The 19,503-nt window shown below is 70.2% G+C and carries 16 protein-coding genes; 6 read left to right on the plus strand and 10 right to left on the minus strand.

Annotated elements, in window-relative coordinates; genetic code table 11:
* Both FAF44_RS27185 and glgX read right to left on the minus strand, forming a co-directional pair.
* Positions 1 to 995: alpha-amylase family glycosyl hydrolase (locus FAF44_RS27185; RefSeq protein ID WP_308193384.1), on the minus strand; the 995-nt coding region annotated here is incomplete at its 3' end.
* Entirely contained in the window at positions 988 to 3,081 is a 2,094-nt protein-coding gene (glgX, locus tag FAF44_RS27190) for a glycogen debranching protein GlgX (protein ID WP_237106107.1), read from the minus strand. The genes glgX and FAF44_RS27185, both read right to left, overlap by 8 nt.
* Positions 3,082 to 3,319: 238 nt before the next feature.
* On the opposite strand from glgX, the gene FAF44_RS27195 reads away from it, so the two are divergent.
* Entirely contained in the window at positions 3,320 to 3,892 is a 573-nt protein-coding gene (locus FAF44_RS27195; RefSeq protein WP_237106108.1) for a hypothetical protein, read from the plus strand.
* A gap of 65 nt (positions 3,893 to 3,957) precedes the next feature.
* Positions 3,958 to 4,929: a prolyl aminopeptidase gene (gene pip / locus FAF44_RS27200; protein WP_237106109.1), complete on the plus strand. Its 972-nt coding sequence runs from the start codon at positions 3,958 to 3,960 to the stop codon at positions 4,927 to 4,929.
* Here pip and FAF44_RS27205 read toward each other — a convergent pair.
* Together FAF44_RS27205 and FAF44_RS27210 are read right to left on the minus strand one after the other, a co-directional pair.
* Positions 4,857 to 5,465 (minus strand): phosphatase PAP2 family protein, encoded by a 609-nt coding sequence (locus FAF44_RS27205; RefSeq protein ID WP_237106110.1) that lies wholly within the window; start codon positions 5,463 to 5,465, stop codon positions 4,857 to 4,859. The genes pip and FAF44_RS27205 overlap by 73 nt on opposite strands.
* Before the next feature lie 112 nt (positions 5,466 to 5,577).
* Entirely contained in the window at positions 5,578 to 5,880 is a 303-nt protein-coding gene (locus tag FAF44_RS27210; RefSeq protein WP_237106111.1) for a hypothetical protein, read from the minus strand.
* A gap of 79 nt (positions 5,881 to 5,959) precedes the next feature.
* On the opposite strand from FAF44_RS27210, the gene FAF44_RS27215 reads away from it, so the two are divergent.
* Positions 5,960 to 6,754 (plus strand): universal stress protein, encoded by a 795-nt coding sequence (locus tag FAF44_RS27215; RefSeq protein ID WP_237106112.1) that lies wholly within the window; start codon positions 5,960 to 5,962, stop codon positions 6,752 to 6,754.
* A gap of 136 nt (positions 6,755 to 6,890) precedes the next feature.
* Here FAF44_RS27215 and FAF44_RS27220 read toward each other — a convergent pair whose 3' ends face one another.
* The 3 genes from FAF44_RS27220 to FAF44_RS27230 all read right to left on the minus strand — a co-directional run bounded on the left by FAF44_RS27220 (position 6,891) and on the right by FAF44_RS27230 (position 10,435).
* A complete protein-coding gene (locus FAF44_RS27220) occupies positions 6,891 to 7,844 on the minus strand; it encodes a glucosyl-3-phosphoglycerate synthase (RefSeq protein ID WP_237106138.1) in 954 nt (317 codons plus the stop codon).
* A 489-nt stretch (positions 7,845 to 8,333) separates the two neighbouring features.
* Positions 8,334 to 9,653, minus strand: a complete 1,320-nt coding sequence (locus tag FAF44_RS27225; RefSeq protein WP_237106113.1) for an amylo-alpha-1,6-glucosidase — start codon at positions 9,651 to 9,653, stop codon at positions 8,334 to 8,336.
* A complete protein-coding gene (locus FAF44_RS27230) occupies positions 9,650 to 10,435 on the minus strand; it encodes a sugar phosphate isomerase/epimerase (RefSeq protein ID WP_237106114.1) in 786 nt (261 codons plus the stop codon). Before FAF44_RS27230 ends, FAF44_RS27225 begins: the two co-directional genes overlap by 4 nt.
* 904 nt (positions 10,436 to 11,339) lie before the next feature.
* Here FAF44_RS27230 and FAF44_RS27235 point away from each other — a divergent pair.
* Positions 11,340 to 12,776, plus strand: a complete 1,437-nt coding sequence (locus tag FAF44_RS27235) for an ROK family protein (protein ID WP_237106115.1) — start codon at positions 11,340 to 11,342, stop codon at positions 12,774 to 12,776.
* Positions 12,777 to 12,792: 16 nt separating this feature from the next.
* Here FAF44_RS27235 and FAF44_RS27240 read toward each other — a convergent pair whose 3' ends face one another.
* Entirely contained in the window at positions 12,793 to 13,539 is a 747-nt protein-coding gene (locus FAF44_RS27240) for a helical backbone metal receptor (RefSeq protein WP_237106116.1), read from the minus strand.
* A 97-nt stretch (positions 13,540 to 13,636) separates the two neighbouring features.
* On the opposite strand from FAF44_RS27240, the gene FAF44_RS27245 reads away from it, so the two are divergent.
* Positions 13,637 to 14,440, plus strand: a complete 804-nt coding sequence (locus tag FAF44_RS27245; RefSeq protein WP_237106117.1) for an SAM-dependent methyltransferase — start codon at positions 13,637 to 13,639, stop codon at positions 14,438 to 14,440.
* A 55-nt stretch (positions 14,441 to 14,495) separates the two neighbouring features.
* Here the strand turns inward: FAF44_RS27245 and tpx are convergent, their stop codons facing one another.
* Together tpx and icmF are read right to left on the minus strand one after the other, a co-directional pair.
* Positions 14,496 to 14,993, minus strand: a complete 498-nt coding sequence (tpx, locus tag FAF44_RS27250; protein WP_237106118.1) for a thiol peroxidase — start codon at positions 14,991 to 14,993, stop codon at positions 14,496 to 14,498.
* 150 nt (positions 14,994 to 15,143) lie between these two features.
* On the minus strand, positions 15,144 to 18,344 hold the full coding sequence (gene icmF / locus FAF44_RS27255; protein WP_237106119.1) for a fused isobutyryl-CoA mutase/GTPase IcmF: 3,201 nt from the start codon (positions 18,342 to 18,344) through the stop codon (positions 15,144 to 15,146).
* A 104-nt stretch (positions 18,345 to 18,448) separates the two neighbouring features.
* On the opposite strand from icmF, the gene FAF44_RS27260 reads away from it, so the two are divergent.
* Positions 18,449 to 19,501 carry a glucose 1-dehydrogenase gene (locus FAF44_RS27260; RefSeq protein WP_237106120.1) on the plus strand — a complete coding sequence of 351 codons (1,053 nt, stop codon included), beginning with the start codon at positions 18,449 to 18,451 and terminating at the stop codon, positions 19,499 to 19,501.
* Positions 19,502 to 19,503: the final 2 nt, after the last annotated feature.

The raw sequence follows: 19,503 nt of genomic DNA on the forward strand, positions 1-19,503 counted from the left end.
GAGGTGGAGGGGCCGGAGGTGGCTCTGGTCAGGCGGTTTACCTCGGCGCCGAAGAACAGGTCGAGGACCTCGCGCTTGGCCTGCGCCATCACCGGACGGTATTCGGCGGGCTGCCCGGTGAGCTCGGTGAACAGCCGGACGAGCGGCTCCTTGCCGGCCGGGTCCACGAACAGGCCGTTGACGCGGTTGAGCACGTCGTAGCCGGTGGTGCCGTCGCAGGCCCAGTCGCCGGGCAGCCGCTCGGGGCCGATGAGGATCTTCTCGACGACGGTCCAGGCGCTGCCGGCGCGGTCGCGCAGGCGTTCGAGGTAGCCGCGCGGGTCGGCCAGGCCGTCGGGGTGATCGACGCGCAGCCCGTCCACGAGTCCTTCGTCGAGCAGCCAGAAGATGACCTCGTGCGTGGCGAACAGCACGGCCGGGTCCTCGACCCGCAGCCCGATCAGCGACGACACGTCGAAGAAGCGCCGGTAGCCGGGCCCGTCGCGCCAGTCGACCAGCCGGTAGTGGCCGGGCTGGGGGAAGGAGTGCTCGTGGTAGCGCAGCACGTCGCCGTCCACGACCGGCGGGGTGTCGTCGCCGAGCACGGGCAGGGCGACCTTGCCGTCCACCCAGTCGATGTCGAACCAGCGCGCGTACGGCGAGGCGGGACCGTCCTTGAGCACGGACCAGAACTGCGCGTTCACGGTGTTCATGTGGTTCGGCACGATGTCGAGCACGATGCCCAGGTCCTGGGCGGCGAGTTGCTGGGCCATCTCCCTGAAGCCGGTGGCGCCGCCGAACTCCTGCCTGATCCTGGAGTGGTCGGTGACGTCGTAGCCGTGCCGCGACCCGGGCGTGGCCTGGAGGATCGGCGAGAGGTAGACGTGGCTCACGCCGAGATCGCGCAGGTAGCCGGCGATCTCGGCCACCTGGGCGAAGCCGAAGTCGGGGGTGAGCTGCACCCGGTAGGTGGACACGGGCCGTGACAGGCCGGAGCGCTCGCGCGGCCTAGACACGGCGCAGCACCCGTACGCTGCGGCCCGGCACCGCGATCGCGTCGCCCGCCTTCACCATCCGGGCGTCCAGCATGATCGGCATGGCCGTGTCGATCTCCGTATGCCACATCTCGCCGTAGTCCTTGGGGATCGTGAACTTGATCGTGTCGTAGTGGGCGTTGAACAGCAGCAGGAACGAGTCGTCGCGGATGGTCCGGCCGCGCCGGTCGGGCTCGGTGATGGCGTCGCCGTTGAGGAAGACGGCCAGGGACTTGGCGTATCCGACGTTCCAGTCTCCGTCGGTCATCTCCTCTCCGGACGGGGTGAGCCAGGCGATGTCCCGCAGTCCGCGTACCGGCTTGCCGTAGAAGAACCGGCGGCGGCGGAAGACCGGATGTTTCTTGCGCAGTTCGGCCAGGCTCTGGGTGAACTCGAGCAGCAGCCAGTTCTCCCGTACGTCCGACCAGTCGACCCAGGTCAGCTCGTCGTCCTGGCAGTAGCCGTTGTTGTTGCCCCGCTGGGTGCGGCCCAGTTCGTCGCCGTGGGAGAGCATCGGCACGCCCTGCGACAGGAACAGCGTGGTCAGGAAGTTGCGTTTCTGCTGTTCGCGCAGCGACTCGACGGCGATGCCGGCCGGGCCCTCCTCGCCGCAGTTCCAGGACCTGTTGTCGTCGGTGCCGTCGCGGTTGCCCTCCTTGTTGGCCTCGTTGTGCTTGTGGTCGTACGAGACGAGGTCCTGGAGGGTGAAGCCGTCGTGGCAGGTCACGAAGTTGATGGAGGCGGCGGGGCGGCGGCTGTCGTCCTTGTACAGGTCGCTCGACCCGGTGAAGCGCGAGCCGAACTCGGGCAGCGTGGCCGCCTGTCCGCGCCACAGGTCGCGGATGGTGTCGCGGTACCGCCCGTTCCACTCCGTCCATCGGGACGGGAAGTTGCCCACCTGGTATCCGCCGGGTCCCACGTCCCACGGCTCGGCGATGAGTTTGACCTGCGACAACACCGGGTCCTGCTGCACCAGGTCGAAGAACGCGCTCAGCCGGTCGACCTCGTGCAGTTCGCGTGCCAGTGTCGAGGCCAGGTCGAACCGGAACCCGTCCACGTGCATCTCGATGACCCAGTAGCGGAGCGAGTCCATGATCATCTGCAGGACGTGCGGGGAGCGCATGAGCAGGCTGTTGCCGGTGCCCGTGGTGTCCACGTAGTACCGCTTGTCGTTCTCGACGAGCCGGTAGTAGTTGACGTTGTCGATCCCCCGGAACCCGAGCGTCGGCCCCAGATGGTTGCCCTCGGCGGTGTGGTTGTAGACGACGTCGAGGATGACCTCGATGCCCGCCTCGTGCAGCGAGCGCACCATCGCCTTGAACTCCAGCACCTGCCGGCCGCGCTGTCCCTGGCTGGAGTAGCGGTTGTGCGGGGCGAAGAACCCGATCGAGTTGTATCCCCAGTAGTTCGACAGCCCGCGCTGCTCCAGGATGTGGTCGGTGACGAACTGGTGCACCGGCATCAGCTCCAGCGCCGTCACGCCCAGCTTGGTGAGGTGGTCGAGGATCTCGGGGTGGCCGAGCGCCGCGTACGTGCCGCGCAGGTGCCTGGGGATCTTGGGGTGGCTGATCGTGAGCCCGCGCACGTGCGCCTCGTAGATCACGGTGTCGTGGTACGGGGTCGAGGGCGGCCTGTCGTGTCCCCAGCCGAAGAACGGGTTGATCACGACCGAGCGCGGCACGTACGGGGCCGAGTCGCGGTCGTTCCTGATGTCGGGGGAACCGAACCGGTAGCCGTAGACCGCCTCGTTCCACTGGACGCCGCCCTCGATGGCCATCGCGTACGGGTCGAGCAGCAGCTTGTTCGGATTGCACCGCAGGCCGTTCCCGGGGTCGTGGGGGCCGTGGACGCGGTAGCCGTAGCGCTGTCCCGGCCCGATCCCCGGCAGGTAGCCGTGCCAGATGAAGCCGTCCACCTCGCTCAGCGGCACCCGCGACTCGACGTTGTCCTCGTCGAAGAGGCATAGTTCGACCTGGTCGGCGACCTCCGTGTAGAGCGAGAAGTTCGTGCCGGCGCCGTCGTAGGTCGCCCCGAGGGGGTAAGGGTCTCCCGGCCAGATCTCGATCATCGAGGCTCCCTTGCGGTCTCTCCCCATGTTCCGTTCCCCCGCTCCACCGGACAACCCTGGGCCCGGCTAGATCACCCTGTTCCTTCCCACGCTCGCCGCGTCATTACTCCGATTTGCTTCTTTCGAGGTCAAATGGGGTGGACCGCTCTGCGGTGCTCCGCCGGAGGCGGCCAGGGCTCCCGCGCCGAAACCCGGGCGGTGCCGCGCGACGGCGGTGCCCGTCCGTCAAGATGGACCGATGAGCGTTGAGTTGATGGTGTGGGACGAGCCGGTGCCGATCAGCCGCGACCAGGCGCGTGCGACGTACCTGGCGGTCAAGCGCACCCCGCCCGGCGCGGACACCGAGCCGAGCGTGGCCAAGGAGTTGCCCGGCGAGGTCACGCTCTACCCGGGCCACGTGCTGGTGACCATGGACCTGGACACCATGGACGAGATGTCGGCGCAGGTGTTCACGGTGGCGCGGGCGCACGGCCTCGTCTGTTACGACCCGCAGCGCGACCTCGTGCACAACGTGGCGCCGCTGGGCGTGTACGAGGGGATGCAGTTGCACACCGGCGACGGGATGCTGGTCAACGATCCCGACCTGGGCCTGGTCCACGACGTGCTGGGCACGATGTCGGCGCAGAACCCGTTCGTGGCACTGGTGAACTTCGGACGGCACTTCCTCCAGGTCTCGCCGGGCTTCGAGCTGGAGTACAAGGAGGGGACGCTGATCCGGGCGATGGTGACGGAGCTGGCGGAGGTGCGGCAGGCGTTCAACGAGTACGCGACGGGCGACCGCTCGTTCCTCGACCGGCACGACTGGTCCTAGCCCACCGTGACCGGACAGGACCGAAATCCCGAAAGCCATCGCCGAATACGGCAGGATCGGGACATATGAGGACTCTGTACCCGCCCATCGACCCCCACGACTCGGGACTGCTCGACGTCGGCGACGGCAACCAGATCTACTACGAGGTCTGCGGCAACCCCGACGGCAAGCCCGCCGTCATGATCCACGGCGGCCCGGGGGGCGGCTGCAACGCCAACCACCGCCGTCAGTGGAACCCCGACCTCTATCGCATCGTGCTGTTCGACCAGCGCAACTGCGGCCGGAGCCGGCCACACGCCTCCGACCCGGAGACCGACCTGACGGCCAACACCACCTGGAACCTGGTCGCCGACATGGAGCGGCTGCGCGAGCATCTCGGCATCGAGCGGTGGCAGGTGTTCGGCGGGTCGTGGGGCAGCGCGCTGGCCCTGGCCTACGCCCAGACGCACCCCGACAGGACGTCCGAGATCGTGCTGCGCGGGATCTTCCTGGTGCGGCCCCAGGAGCTGCACTGGTTCTACCAGGAGGGCACCCGTCACCTGTTCCCCGACCTGTGGGAGCGGCTGGTCGCGCCGATCCCGGAGGAGGAGCGCGACGACCTGATCGCCGCCTTCGGCAGGAGACTGGAGGGCACGGACGACGAGGCCCGGCTGGCGGCGGCCAGGGCCTGGTCACAGTGGGAGGCGGGCACGATCACGCTGCTGCCGAACCCGGCGCTGGTCGAGGAGTTCGGCGAGGACAAGCTGGCCGTCTGCTTCGCCAGGATCGAGAACCACTACTTCCGTCACGGCGGCTGGTTCGAACCCGCCGACCAGCTCATCAGGAACGTGGACCGGATCCGGCACATCCCGGCGGTGATCGTGCAGGGCCGCTACGACACCTGCACGCCCATGGCCACCGCCTGGGACCTGCACAAAGCCTGGCCCGAGGCCGAGTTCCAGGTGGCGCCGGACGCCGGGCACGCCTATTCGGAGCCGGGCGTGCTGGACCGGCTCATCGCGGCCACCGACGGCTTCGCCGGGCCGGCGGCGGGCTGAAGGCGGGCACGGACCAGCCGTACGGCCGGGGTGATCGCGCCCACCAGCAGCAGCGCGAACAGCGGCGCGAGCACCGCCCCCAGCAGGAAGCCCGCGGCCACGTCGTGCGGGTAGTGCACCCCCACGAACACCCGCGAGAACGCCATGACGGCGGCCAGCGGGAAGACCGCCCAGGCCAGGGCGCGCCAGGCCAGCACCAGCGCGGCCGCCGCGCCGGCCGCGATCGCCGAGTGGTTGCTGGGGAAGGACCAGTCGTCCAGGGGCGGGCAGGCGGCGATCGTCGTCACCCCGCCCCGGCACGGCCGGTCCTCCCTGACGATGAGCTTGACGATCTCGCTCACGATGTAGGCCAGCACGATCCCGGCCGGCCCGGCGATCACGAGCGCCAGCTCACGCGCCGGCCTGCGCCACGCCCGCAGCGCGGCCACCACGAACAGGGCCGCGAACAGGAAAAGCCCGGCATCCGTGCCGACTTCGGCGAAGGTGTGCAGCCATGCGGGCGTGGTGAGGGAGAAGCCGACGATGTCGTGGTACACGCGTGTCCAATCCGTGAACGGGCAATGGACACGACCTTACGAACTGAACGCGTCAGACGCCTCCGCCTAAAGGCGGAAACCTCACGGAGGTTCCGCCGATGGCGGGCATGTCTTAGCTGAGGAACTGGCGGGCCAGCGCGGCCTGCTTCATCTCCAGCTCACCCTGGGTGATGAGACCCCGGTTGAACGCCTCGGTGGTGGCGTCGCACTCGGCGACGTAACACGCGGCCATGATCTCGCTGCGCAGCGGCGTGAACCCGCGCTGCACGCAGTCGGAGAAGATGGAGACCTTCTGCGCGACGACATCCGGGGCCACGGTGCAGGCGAGGTCCCGTTCCCTGAGCTGCTGAACCGCTTCACGAAGGGTGACGGGACCGCGGGAGCCGTTGAAACGGGTGTCAAGGGTGATATTCAATTTCTTTGCGCCTCCGTATGTTGACAACGTTCCCGTTAAGGCCGCGTATTCCCAGTTCAGAGCGGGTAAGAGGGCAATCGTGATCGGAGCGCACGTGATCGTCGGATACACGAACGACCCGGGCGGGCGAGACGCTCTGGCCCTCGGCGCGGCGATCGCCCGCGTCACCGGTGGAGAGCTGACGATCGCCACGATCTACCCGCCGGGCAGCGCCGGGCAGGCGGTCGAGGCGCAGGCCAACCTGGCGCACGCGGCCGAGGAGCTGGGGCCGGTGCCGGCCGAGTTCATCACCTACGAGAGCCGCGGCACCGGGCGCGGGCTGGCGGTGCTGGCCAGCCGGATCAAGGCCGACCTGATCGTGGTCGGCTCGGCGTCCGGCGGGCAACGCGGCCGCATCACGATCGGCACCACCGCCGACCACCTGCTGCACCTGTCATCCGAGGCGGTCATGCTGGTGCCCGACCAGTACGTGCCGCCCGCCGAGCCCGGCCGGCTCACGCTGGCGTACGTGCACCGGCCGCAGTGCGACGCGGCGGTCGGGCAGGTGGCGCAGGCGGCGCTGCGGCTGGGCGTGCCGCTCCGGCTGATCACCCTCGACCTGCGCACGGAGGATCAGGGCCGGCTCCGCGACGACCTGGCGCTGGCCGTCAGGCTGGCGTGGGAGACGACCGGGATCGAGGCGGAGGCGGAGGTCGCCGAGGGGCACGACGTGGCGGCGGCGCTGGAGGACGTCGAATGGCTGCCGGGTGAGCTGCTGGTATGCGCGGCGAGCGAGGACGCCCAGCCGCACCGGGTGTTCCTCGGCGAACTGGCGATGAAGGTGCTCCGGGCCTCCGCCTGCCCGGTCACCGTGCTGCCCCGCGGGTTCACGTAGGAGATCCCCCTGCCCCGGTGACACGGGTGTCCGCGGTGACCGCACGGAGCCTCGGGGCGGGGGCGATCGTGGTGGCGCACCGAGCCTCGGGCCGCGGGCGATCGCGGCGGCGCACCGAGCCCCGGGGCGGGGGCGTTCAGGCCACGTCCTCCTCCAGCAGCAGGGAGGCGAGCGGAGGGCGCTCGGCCACGGACAGGTCCACCAGGTCGGCCTGGCCGCCGAACCCGAACTGCAGCAGCGTGCGCGCCGGAGACTCCGACCCGAGCACGCGGCCCTGCCGTTCGAGCCGGGACCAGGCGGTGAGCAGGATCTGCCCGGCCATCCGGCCGAGGGCGGGGAGCGGCTGGTGCGCGTGCGTACGGCGGCCCAGGTCCACCTGCGCCATCCCGTCCAGCCCGATGAGCCGCAGCAGGTCGACCAGGAGGCCGAACTCGACGCCGTACTCGGTGACGTACGGGACCCGTTCGAGCACCTGGCGGCGCGCGGCGTACTCGCCGCCGAGCGGCTGCCCGAAGCCGGCCAGTTCCGGCCAGAACATGTTGAGCAGCGGCCGCGCCACCAGTTCGGTGACGCGCCCGCCGCCGCCCTGCTGGGCGATGCCGTCGGAGCCGAGGTAGGGCCGTTCGTAGGTCGCTTTGACGAAGTGGGTGCCGGTGTCGGCCAGGAGCGGACCGAGCAGCCCCGAGACGTAGTGCGCCCCGAAGCTGCGCAGGTCGGCGTCGATGTAGACGACGATGTCCCCCTTGGACGCGGCCAGCCCCTTCCACAGGGCCTCGCCCTTGCCGGTGAGCGGCGGCAGATGCGACAGCACCTCGTTCTGCGCCACCACGTGGGCGCCGGCCTCGCGGGCCCGTTCGGCGGTGGCGTCGGTCGAGTTGGAGTCGACGACGAGGATCTCGTCCACGAGCGGCGTGCGCTCGACGAGTTCCCGCCGGATGACGCCGACGATGTCGCCCACCGTGCTCTCCTCGTCGCGGGCGGGCAGGACCACGCTCACCGTGGTCTTTCCCTTCGCCGTCAGCAACGCGTCCACCGGCCATTCGGCCGCGGTGCTCGTGTGTGGGCCGTACCATTCCTGGACTCTGGCCAAGGCGCGCACATCTGTCTCCATGCATCAGCCCCGTATCTCATGACGTCACGGTTTCCGCCCGATAGCCAGGTGTCCTTACCGGGTGCTTCGAGTCCACCTAAGCGTGGCATATGCCGATTTGCGTCCCCGATGATCCGAGTCGGCGTCGCAGGTGCCGGAAATATCGCCGCTCGTCATGATGACGTCCTGTCCGGATTCCCCGTTGTCACGATCGCTGAGATCGCCGGCACGAATCCCCGCAGGGCGGGGACGCCGGCCTCGAAGCATGGCTCCTCCGCCCACGGCGACCATGCCGACCTGCCCTGTGCCGGTGGTCCTGACGCTGTCTACCTGTGTGCCGCCTTGCGCGCACGTTAACCCGGAACATGATGTTCTGTCGTGCAATCTCCCACTTTTCGGAGAAAACGGCTTTCGTGGGATCGGCAAACCGCCGAAAAAACGGCGTCCGAAATCGAACCCCAGAGCGCCGCGGGGCGCGACGGGCCGCCGCTACGCCAGCACGTGATCACCGATGTCGCCGGCCGTTCTGACGCGCCCCGGCTCCTGACCGCACGCGCGCAGCGACGGCTTCAGGCCGTTCAGGCTGTGCTCGGCGACCACGTCGAGAACGAGGGCCGCCGACCAACTGAAGTCGCGGCAGCCGTGCCCGCGCAGCGTGACCGGGTTGAAGTACTCGCGCAGGCCCGACAGGCTCACCGCCCGCACGATGGCGTCGGCGAGGGTCTTGGCCAGGTCGGGACGGCGCTCCCCGAGCCCCTGCCAGACCAGCCAGCTCAGGTTGACCCAGCTCGGGCCGCGCCAGTAGCGGGCCGGATCGAACCCGGGCGCGTCGGGGGCGTAGCTGGGCAGCGGCATGTCGTTCACCGCGAACCGGTCGATCGCGGTGGCGATCAGCGCGTCGGCCACCTCGGCCGGCAGTCCGGGCAGGATGAGCGGCGTCAGCCCGGCCGCGCTGGCGGAGCGGAGCAGCCGTCCGCTGTGCACGTCGCGCGGCTGGAACAGCTCGCCGTCGAAGAGGTGGCGCACCATGGTCTCGGTCATCGCGGCGGCCTCGCGCTCGTGCCCGGCGGGATCGAGGCCGAGCACCTCGGCGATCCTGGCCAGCGACCACTCCGCGCTGCCGTACGCGGCGTTGAACAGCGGATCCACGACGTGGTACGGGCCGGGCTCGCGGTACCCGGACTCGCGATAGAGCTGGGCGATCTCCACGTACTGGACGTAGTCGCGGTCGGTGGGCCGCTCGGCGGCGCTGACCGTCCGCAGGTCCCTGCGCACGAACCCGGTCGCGGTCGCCTGCACCGCGGCCAGTGGCAGGTCCCAGGCCGGGCTGTTGTCCATGCCCGACTCCCAGGGGTGCACGATCGAGATCAGCCCGTCGGCGTCGCGCCGCTGCGTGCGCAGGAACTCCTGCTGGGCGACCAGCCGGGGATACAGGCGGGCCAGGAACGCCGGGTCGGGGTCGGCCAGATGCGTCTTCCACACGGCCAGCGCGTGCACCGGGGGCTGGACGATACCGGAGGTGCGCAGCCCGGAGGGGGCCGTCGCCTTCCAGAAGTCGGGGCCGGGGAAGTAGGCGTCCTCGGGCACCCGCGGGTTGAACACGATGTGCGGCACCCGGCCGTCGTACCACTGGGCGCCGAACAGGCTCAGCAGCTCGGTCCGGGCCCTGCGCGGCGACCAGCGGGCGTTGCCGATCGCGATGAAGGCGGAGTCCCAGCTCCACTGGTGGGGGTAGAGGCGACGGGAGGGAACCGTGTAGCTGCCGTCCCAGTTGCCCGCCAGGACGCGCACGGCGTCGCGCAGGATCATAGGAACTTCCTCACGAAGGCCGCGGTCTGCGGCAGGACGATCTCGGGCTCCCCGCGCAGCCGGCATTCCAGGGCGAGGTAGCCGTCGTAGCCGATGGCGTCGAGGGTGGCGAGCTGCGCGCCCCAGTCGAGGTGACCGGTGCCGGGCTGGTTCCGGTTCGACTCGCTGATCTGCAGGTGCGCGAGGTAGGGGGCCGCGTCGATGAGCGCGCGGCAGGGGTCGTCCTCCTCGATGTTCATGTGGTAGGTGTCGCCGACGATCCTGACGGAGTCCATGGCGCAGTAGGAGACGGCCTCGGCCAGGGTGTTGACCATGTGATTCTCGTACCGGTTGAGCGGCTCCAGCATGATCAGCACGCCGTTGCGGTGCGCGTGCTCGCCGAGGATGCCGAGCGCCTCGGTCAGCACCTCTCGGTCCTCCTCGCGGCTGCGCGGCGGCTCGAACGGCGGCAGGCGGCGGGAGAACTGGCCCCAGGACGCGGGCGTCATGACGCCGATGCCGCCCAGCTCGGCGATGACCGTGAGCTGCGAGCGGAGCTGCTGGATGGCGTCCTTGCGCCGGGCCGGGTCGAAGTCGCCGATGAAGTGCGGCATCTCCACGCAGACCGTCGGCATCTCCACGCCGTCGGCCCGCGCCCGCTTCAGCTCCGTGAGCCGTCCCGCGAAGTGGAAGTCGCCCTTGCCGCGCAGCTCGATGGCGTCGAAGCCGGCGTCGAGCGCGAAGGCGAACTTCTCCTGCAGTGAACGGCCCGGCAGGAGCTGCTCCTGTACGGCGAGCTTCACGGTGCCTCCTTGAAGTCGAAGTGCTTGTCGAGCAGGTGACGGGGGTTCATGGGCATGGCGTGGCCGACGAGCGCGGTCGCGTCGATCACGCTGACGCGCATTCCCCACTTGCGCTTATTGATCAGACAAAAGTCGATGATTTGCTGCCGTTTCGCACGCGATAGTTGCGCGTATAAGACCCTTAAGTCTACGACTTCCGCCGGAGGCGACCGACGGAAATTGGGGTTTCTGACAGCGTGTCTTCAGGAAAGCGACCTTATCGACATTGTCCGCCGGGCCGCCACCCCAGATCCCGAAACCCTCCTCGGATCGTTTCGATGCTGCCGAACACCCCCGAGACGGGAGAATCTTCACAAAGCCCGGACTGACATACCTCCTGCGCGAACAATCTGCACCCTACGGCAGCGAAGGAGGTGAACGCGCACGTCAGAAACCGCATCGACGCCCGGCTACGGCGAAATGACCTCCGCCGAGCGGGAGAACGCCGTATGGAGCGGAAATCCGGAAAGGCCCCGGAATCGCCTAACGCATATTGCGCCCTCTTGTGCACGGGTAATGGCGGCTTATCACCAGCCAGAGGTTTTTCGCCGATGGTGCGTGCGATGACCGGAGAGCGAATCAGCGCGCCCAGGCCGCCGGGACAGGCAGGGCACGACAGCACCCGCGCCGCCGCGGCCGACGGCAGGTGCGCGACCTGTCGCGGTCCGAGTGCCCCCGGAGATCCCGCGGTTCGCCATGATCGGGTTGCGCGGATCGCTCAGGGGGTTGATCCTCGTCTATATCGCGCAAACGGTGCCCGTCACGGTATACATGCTCCGCAACTACTTCGAGACCGTGCCGTGAAGCGTGGAGGAAACGGCGGCGATCGACGGGTGCACGAGGTTGTCGACCATCTGGCGCGCTGGTGCTGCCGCTGTCCGGGCCCGCGCTGATGGCCGCCGGCCGCCGCGCGTTCATGATCGTGTGGAACGAGTTCCCGTTCGCCCTGCTCTTCCCGGTGGAGAGAAGGGCGAGCTGGACGGTGTCCCTGGGGCTCTCCCGGCTTGCGGGGGGCGTGGAGATCCCGACGACGGTCCTGATGGCAGGATCGGTGGTGCTCACGCCGCCCATCGTGATCGTGTTCCCCGCCGGCGGGCGTCTGCTGACGGAGGGCCGCACCGCAGGAGCGGAGAAGGGGAAGACCATGCTGACGGCGGGGCAGATCCTCCAGCTCATCCGTGCCGGCTCCTGCCGGACGCGCAAAGAGCTGATCGAGTTCACCGGCCTGTCCCGCTCGACGATCACCGACCGGGTCGACCGGCTCATCGACGCCGGCTACATCCACGAGTCCGGCGTCGCCACCTCCGGAGGCGGGCGACCACCCTCCGTGCTCGACGTGGACGCCACCCGGCGACTCATGCTGGTGGCCGACCTGGGCGCCACCCACGCCCGGGTGGCCCTCACCGACCTGGCCGCCAAACCCATCGCCGAAGAGCACACCGAGATGCGCATCGAACTCGGGCCGGACGCCGTGCTGACGTGGGTGCGCGAGGCGTTCCAGCGCACGCTGGACCGGGCCGGACGGCCGGCGCACGAGGTGTGCGGGATCGGCCTCGACGTGCCCGGCTCGGTCGACCACACCACCGGGCGGGTGATCAGGTCGTTCCTGATGCCCGGCTGGGACGACTACCCGGTGAGCGAGGCGATCGGCACCGCGTACGAGGTGCCGATCCTGGTGGAGAACGACGCCAACGCGATGGCGCTGGGCGAGTGGTGGTCGTTCTGGCGCGACAGCGAATCGATGATGCTGGTCAAGGTGTCCACCGGGATCGGCACCGGCATCATCATCGACGGCCGGATCTACCGAGGCGTCGAGGAGGCCGCCGGGAACATCGGGCACGTACGGCTGCGCGAGACCGACGAGCGGGTCTGCACCTGCGGCTCGCGCGGCTGCGTGGCCTCGCTGGCCAGCGGCTACGCGGTGGCCAGCGACCTGGGCCGCACCTCCAGCCGCGAGGTGGTCCGGCTGGTGCAGGCCGGCGACCCCGAGGCCATCGCCCGCGTCCAGGAGGCCGGGCGCACGCTGGGCGTGGTGCTGGCCACGGCGGTCAGCCTGCTCAACCCCGGCGTGCTGGTGCTGGGCGGCGACATGGCGGGCACCAGGGAGCACTACCTGACGGGGGTCAGGGAGTCCGTCTACCGGCGCAGCCTGCCGTACACGACCAGGAACCTGGAGATCGTCACCAGTTCGCTGGGCGAGCGGGCGGGGATCGTGGGGATGGCCGTGCTCGTGATGGAGCACGTGCTCTCCCCGTCCGCCGTGGACGCCGTCCTCGCCGCCAGGACGCGGGCGGTGAGCTGACCCGCAACTGACATGGTCAGCCGAGTGCGCGCCGGAGCAGGGCGGGGGCCTCGACGAGCGAGGGGCCGTACCAGGTGAGCAGCCGGCCGCTGACCAGGGCGCAGGTCGAACCGGGAAAGGACTCGGGGCCGTCGCCTGCGCTGAAGGCGTAAGGCTCGTCGGGCAGGACCACGAGGTCGGGCCGTCGTCCGGCCAGTTCGGCGAGCGGGATCCTGGGGTAGCGCTCGGGGTGGCCGGCGTACAGGTTGTCCACGCCGAGCCGCCGGAGCACGTCACCGGTGAACGTGTCGCGGCCCACCACCATCCACGGGCGTCGCCAGATGGGCACGATCGCGGTGCGCCTCGGCCCGTCGCAGGGCGCGCTCCACGCCTCGCGGGCCCGCGCCAGCCAGGCCGGCGGCTCCGTCCGGCACGCGACGGCGAACATGCGCTCCAGCGACGCGAACGCCTCCTCCACCGTCTCGATCCTGGTCACCCAGACCGGGACGCCGGACCCGCGCAGGGCCTCGATGTCGGGCGGCCGGTTCTCCTCCGCGTTGGCCAGCACCACGTCGGGTTCGAGCCGCCTGATCGCGTCGAGGTCGGGGTTCTTGGTGCCCCTGACTCTGACGACGTCGAGGTCCGCCGGGTGCGAGCACCAGTCGGTCGCCCCGACCAGCGCCCCCGGGACGGTCGCCGCCACCGACTCGGTCAGCGAGGGCACCAGGGAGACGATCCGCCGCACGGTCGCCGGAATCGGCACTTCCACACCGGTGTCATCCACATCGGCAGCCTAGATCCCCGCATTCGTTGATCGTTTGTCGGTTCGTGGCCATAGACTCCAAGCCAAAGATCGTTGACTCGTGATCGGGGGATGACGGTTGGCGCGTGAGTCTCTCGGCTTCGACCCGCACACACCCAACGCGGCCCGGCTCTACGACTACTACCTCGGCGGCAAGGACCACTTCCCCGTCGACCGCACCGCGGCGGAGCGGATCCTCGAGGCGGCTCCCGAGTTACGCGTCGCGGCGCGGGCGAATCGGGCGTTTCTCGGCCGGGCGGTGCGCTTTCTCGCCGAGTCGGGTGTGGGCCAGTTCCTCGACATCGGCACGGGGCTGCCGGCTCCCGGCAACGTGCACGAGGTGGCCAAGAAGTGCGATCCCGGGGCCCGGGTGGTCTATGTCGATCACGATCCGGTGGTGCTGGTGCACGGCCGGGCGTTGCTGGCCGGTCAGGGCGGCACCACGGTGGTCAGGGGCGACCTGCGCGAGCCCGGTGCGATCCTGAAGGACCCCGAGGTGCTGGCGGCGCTCGACTTCGACCGGCCGGTGGCCGTGCTGCTGCTGGCGGTCATGCACTACGTCGCCGAGTCCGACCGGCCGCGGGAGATCGTCGCGACCCTGCGCGACGCCCTGGCCCCCGGCAGCTACCTCGTGCTGTCCCACGGCACGGACGAGGCCAGGGCCGCGGCCGTCGAGCGCGGCACCGAGGTCTACCGGGGCACGGGCTCGCCGCTGGCGCTGCGCGGCCGGGCCCGGATCGCGGAGTTGTTCGAGGGGTTCGAGCTGGCCGACCCGGGCTTGGTGTGGCTGCCCGAGTGGCGGCCCGAACCCGCCGACCTGATCGACTTCGCCGACGGCCCGCGGTCGTCGCTGCTGCTGTGCGGGGTCGGCAGGAAGAGCTGAGGGAAGGGGCACCGGGCGGCAGCGGCCCCGTGCCCCTCTCTCCCCCTGATGACGCCTACTTGAGGGCGGCCAGGGCGGCGTCGTAGTCGGGCTCCTGCGTGATCTCCGGCACGAGCTGCGCGTACACCACCTTGTTGGCGCCGTCGAGCACGATCACGGCCCGCGCCGCCAGCCCGGCCAGGGGGCCCGACTCCTGCGCCACGCCGTAGTCGTTCAGGAACTCACGGCCCCGCATGAGCGACAGCGTGGTCACGTTCTCGAGGCCCTCGGCGCCGCAGAACCGCTTCTGGGCGAAGGGCAGGTCGGCGGAGACACAGAGCACGGCCACCTCGGGGTGCTCGGCGGCCACCTCGTTGAAGCGGCGCACGGAGGCCGCGCAGACGCCGGTGTCGAGACTCGGGAAGATGTTGAGCACCTTGGTCTTCTGGCCGAAGTCGTCGAGCGTGCGCTCGGCCAGGTCGGCACCCACCAGGCGGAACGCGGGCGCGCTGTCGCCGGGCTTCGGGAAGGTGCCGGCCACGGTGATGGGGTTGCCCTTGAAGCTGACGGACATGTAAGCCTCCAGATAACGATGTTTCCCAGCATCGCGATCCTATCGGCGGGCCCTTCACGGCCGGTCGTGGCGGGCCGGGTGCGGACGCTCGCCATCGGCGAACAGGGCCAAGGCCGGGCGGCCGGCGCGAACCCGCCGGCCGCCGGTCCGTCAGACGTTGCGCCGGTACTGGCCGCCCGCCTCGAACAGCGCGTCGGTGATCTGGCCGAGCGAGCAGTGCCGGGCCGCCTCCATCAGCACCTCGAACGCGTTGCCGTCCGACATCGCCGCCTCGCGCAGCCGGGCGAGCTGGGCGGGCGCCTCGGAGCGGTTGCGCTCGTGGAACTCGCGCAGCCGCCGCAACTGCGACTGCTTCTCCTCCTCGGTGCCCCTGGCCAGCTCCAGCTTGTGCGGCTCCGGCGCGCCGGTGTCGTCCTTCCTGAACGTGTTGACGCCGACGATGGGCAGCGAGCCGTCGTGCTTGCGCATCTCGTACAGCATGGACTCGTCCTGGATCTTGCCGCGCTGGTAGCCGGTCTCCATCGCGCCGAGCACGCCGCCCCGGTCCGAGAGCCGTTCGAACTCGCTCAGCACCGCCTCCTCCACCAGGTCCGTCAGCTCCTCGACGATGAACGCGCCCTGCAACGGGTTCTCGTTGCGGGCCAGTCCCCACTCGCGGTTGATGATGAGCTGGATGGCCATGGCCCGGCGCACCGAGTCGGCCGACGGCGTGGTCACGGCCTCGTCGAAGGCGTTGGTGTGCAGGCTGTTGCAGTTGTCGTAGACGGCGATCAGGGCCTGGAGGGTGGTGCGGATGTCGTTGAAGTTCATCTCCTGGGCGTGCAGGGAGCGGCCCGAGGTCTGGATGTGGTACTTGAGCTTCTGCGAGCGCTCGCCCGCGCCGTAGCGCTCCCGCATCGCCACCGCCCAGACGCGGCGGGCGACCCGGCCGAGCACGCTGTACTCGGGGTCCATGCCGTTGGAGAAGAAGAACGACAGGTTCGGCGCGAAGTCGTCGATCCGCATGCCTCTGGCGAGGTACGCCTCCACGTACGTGAAGCCGTTGGCCAGGGTGAAGGCGAGCTGGCTGATCGGGTTCGCCCCGGCCTCGGCGATGTGGTAGCCGGAGATCGAGACGGAGTAGAAGTTCCTGACCCCGTTCCCGATGAACCACTCCTGGATGTCGGCCATCATCCGCAGGCTGAACTCGGTGGAGAAGATGCAGGTGTTCTGCCCCTGGTCCTCCTTGAGGATGTCGGCCTGCACCGTGCCCCTGACCGTGGCCAGCGTGCGGGCGCGCAGTTCGGCCGTCTCGTGCTCGTCGGGGTCGTGGCCGTGCTCGGCGCGGAAGCGGTCCGTGGCCTGGTCGACGGCGGCGTTGAGGTAGAAGGCCAGGATCGTCGGGGCGGGGCCGTTGATGGTCATCGACACCGACGTGTTGGGGGCGGCCAGGTCGAAGCCGTCGTAGAGCACCTTCATGTCGTCGAGCGTCGCGATGGACACCCCCGATGTGCCGACTTTTCCGTAAATGTCGGGCCGGAGGTCGGGGTCATGGCCGTACAGCGTCACCGAGTCGAACGCCGTGGACAGCCGCGTCGCGGGCTGCCCCTCCGACAGCAGCTTGAAGCGCCGGTTGGTGCGGAACGGGTCGCCCTCCCCGGCGAACATCCTCGTCGGGTCCTCGTCGTCCCGCTTGAAGGGAAACACCCCGGCGGTGAACGGGAACGTCCCCGGCAGGTTCTCGGCGCGCAGGAAGCGCAGCAGGTCCCCGTGGTCGGTGTAGCGGGGCAGCGCCACCCGCGGGATGCGGTTGCCGGACAGCGTCTCGCGCCAGAGCGGGGTGTGGATCTCGCGGTCGCGCACCCGCACCACCAGCTCGTCGGCGCGGTAGCGCTCCTTGATCGCGGGCCAGCCGTCGAGCAGCGCGCGGCTCTCGTCGCTGAGCTCGTCGCGGGCCAGTGCCTCCAGCTCCGCCAGCCGCCCGCCGTCCTCCCCCGTCAGCTCGCGGACCGCGGCGAGCTGCTGGCGGCGGCGGGCCACCTCGGCCTGCGCGAGCGTCTCGGCGTGGTAGCCGCGCACGGTCTCGGCGATGTCGGCCAGGTAGCGGGCCCGGGCGGGCGGCACGATGGCCGCCGACGCCCTGGACGTGCGACCCTGCACCGGCGCGAGCAGCGCGGGGCTCTCGCCGGTCGGCAGCAGCGGCTTGAGGTGGTGGTAGAGGGCGGTGACGCCGGTGTCGTTGTAGCGGGCGGCGATGGTGCCGAAGACCGGCATGTCGTCGGGCGCGACGCCGAACGCCTCGCGGTTGCGGACGAGCTGGCGGCGCACGTCGCGCAGGGCGTCCTCGGCGCCGCGCCGCTCGTACTTGTTGATCGCCACGGCCTCGGCGAAGTCCAGCATGTCGATCTTCTCGAGCTGGGAGGCCGCGCCGAACTCGGGGGTCATCACGTAGATCGGCACGTCCACGTGCGGCACGATGCCGGCGTCGCCCTGGCCGATGCCGGGCGTCTCGACGACCACCAGGTCGTGGCCCGCGGCGCGGCAGGCGGTGATCACGTCGTCGAGGCAGGCGGGCACCTCGTTGGCCGCGCCCCTGGTGGCCAGGGAGCGGAAGTAGGTCTGGGGGCCCAGGCTGTTCATCCTGATGCGGTCGCCGAGCAGCGCGCCGCCGCCGCGCCGGCGGGTGGGGTCGATGGCGATGATCGCGATGCGCAGCTTGTCGTCGTTGTCGACGCGGAACCTGCGGATCAGCTCGTCGGTGAGCGAGGACTTGCCGGAACCGCCCGTACCGGTGATGCCGAGCACCGGGGCGGTCCGGCCCGCCCGTGCCGCGCGCAGGCCCTCGACCAGGCTCTCGGGGGCCCGTCCTGACTCGATGAGGGTGATCGCGCGGGCCAGCGCCGCCTGGTCGCCGGAGACCACGGCCTCCACGGACGGCGGGTCGCCCAGCTCGACGTCGCACTCCTCGATCAGCTTGTTGATCATGCCGGGCAGGCCGTACCGCTGGCCGTCCTCGGGCGAGAAGATGCGGGTGACGCCGCGCGAGTGCAGCAGCTCGATCTCCTCGGGGACGATCACGCCCCCGCCGCCGCCGTACACCTTGACGTGCCCGGCGCCGCGTTCCCGCAGCAGGTCCACCAGGTAGGAGAAGAACTCCACGTGCCCGCCCTGGTAGGAGCTGATCGCCACACCCTGGACGTCCTCCTGGATGGCGGCCGTGACGATCTCGTCCACCGAGCGGTTGTGCCCGAGGTGGATGACCTCGGCCCCCTGGGACTGGAGGATGCGCCGCATGATGTTGATCGCCGCGTCGTGCCCGTCGAACAGGGCCGCGGCGGTCACGAAGCGTACTGGGTGAACCGGGACGTGCACGCCTGATCACTCCTTCGAGGTGCCTCTCCTACCGAAGATACTAGGACGTCCTACTATTTCCCAACGAGGTCCGGGGTAGGGGGCACGCGGAGGAGGTGACGGCGATGCGCGCACTGACGTTCGTGCCGGGCCGGAAGGACACGCTGCGGGTGGAAGAGGTCCCCGACCCGAAGCCCGGGCGGGGCGAACTGCTCGTCCAGGGGCTCACCCTGGGCGTCTGCGGGACCGATCGGGAGCTGGAACGGGCCGAGTACGGCTGGCCGCCACCGGGCAGGGAGCGCATGGTCATCGGGCACGAGTCGCTCGGCCGCGTGCTCGAAACGCCGGACGGCTCGGCGTTCTCGCCGGGCGACCTGGTCGTGGGCGTGGTCCGCCGGCCCGACCCCGAGCCGTGCGGGGCCTGCGCGCACGGCGAGTTCGACATGTGCCGCAACGGCCGCTACACCGAGCGGGGCATCAAGGAGATCGACGGGTTCGGCAGCGAGCTGTGGACCGTCGAGGCCGCCTACACGGTGCGGCTGGACCCGTCGCTGGCGGACGTCGGGGTGCTGGTGGAGCCCGCGTCGGTGGTGGCCAAGGCGTGGGAGCAGATCGAGCGCATCGGCCGGCGGGCCTGGTTCGAGCCGCGCACGCTGCTGGTCACGGGCGCGGGGCCGATCGGGCTGCTGGCGGCGCTGCTCGGACGGATGCGCGGGCTGGAGGTGCACGTGCTCGACCGGGCCGGCCCCGGGCTCAAGTCGGAGCTGGTGGAGGCGCTGGGCGCGACGTACCACTCCGGCTCGTCCCTGGAGTCGTTCGCCGCGTCGAAGCCGGACCTCATCATCGAGTGCACGGGGGCGGGGCAGCTCGTCATCGACTCCATGGTCACCACGGCCGCCACCGGGATCGTCTGCCTGTGCGGGCTGGCGCCCGGCGGGCGCACGCACCGCGTGGACGCCGGGCTGATCAACCGGGACGTCGTGCTGGAGAACGACGTCATCTTCGGCACCGTCAACGCCAACCTGCGTCACTACCGGGAGGCGGCCACGGCGCTGGCCGCGGCCGAGCGCGGCTGGCTGGAGCGGCTGATCACGCGGCGGGTGCCGCTGTCACGGGCCATGGAGGTCTTCGAGCCCGCCGGGGACGACGTCAAGGCGGTCATCGACCTGACGGCCTGACC

This window comes from Nonomuraea sp. MG754425, assembly GCF_021699195.1.
GTDB lineage: Bacteria > Actinomycetota > Actinomycetes > Streptosporangiales > Streptosporangiaceae > Nonomuraea.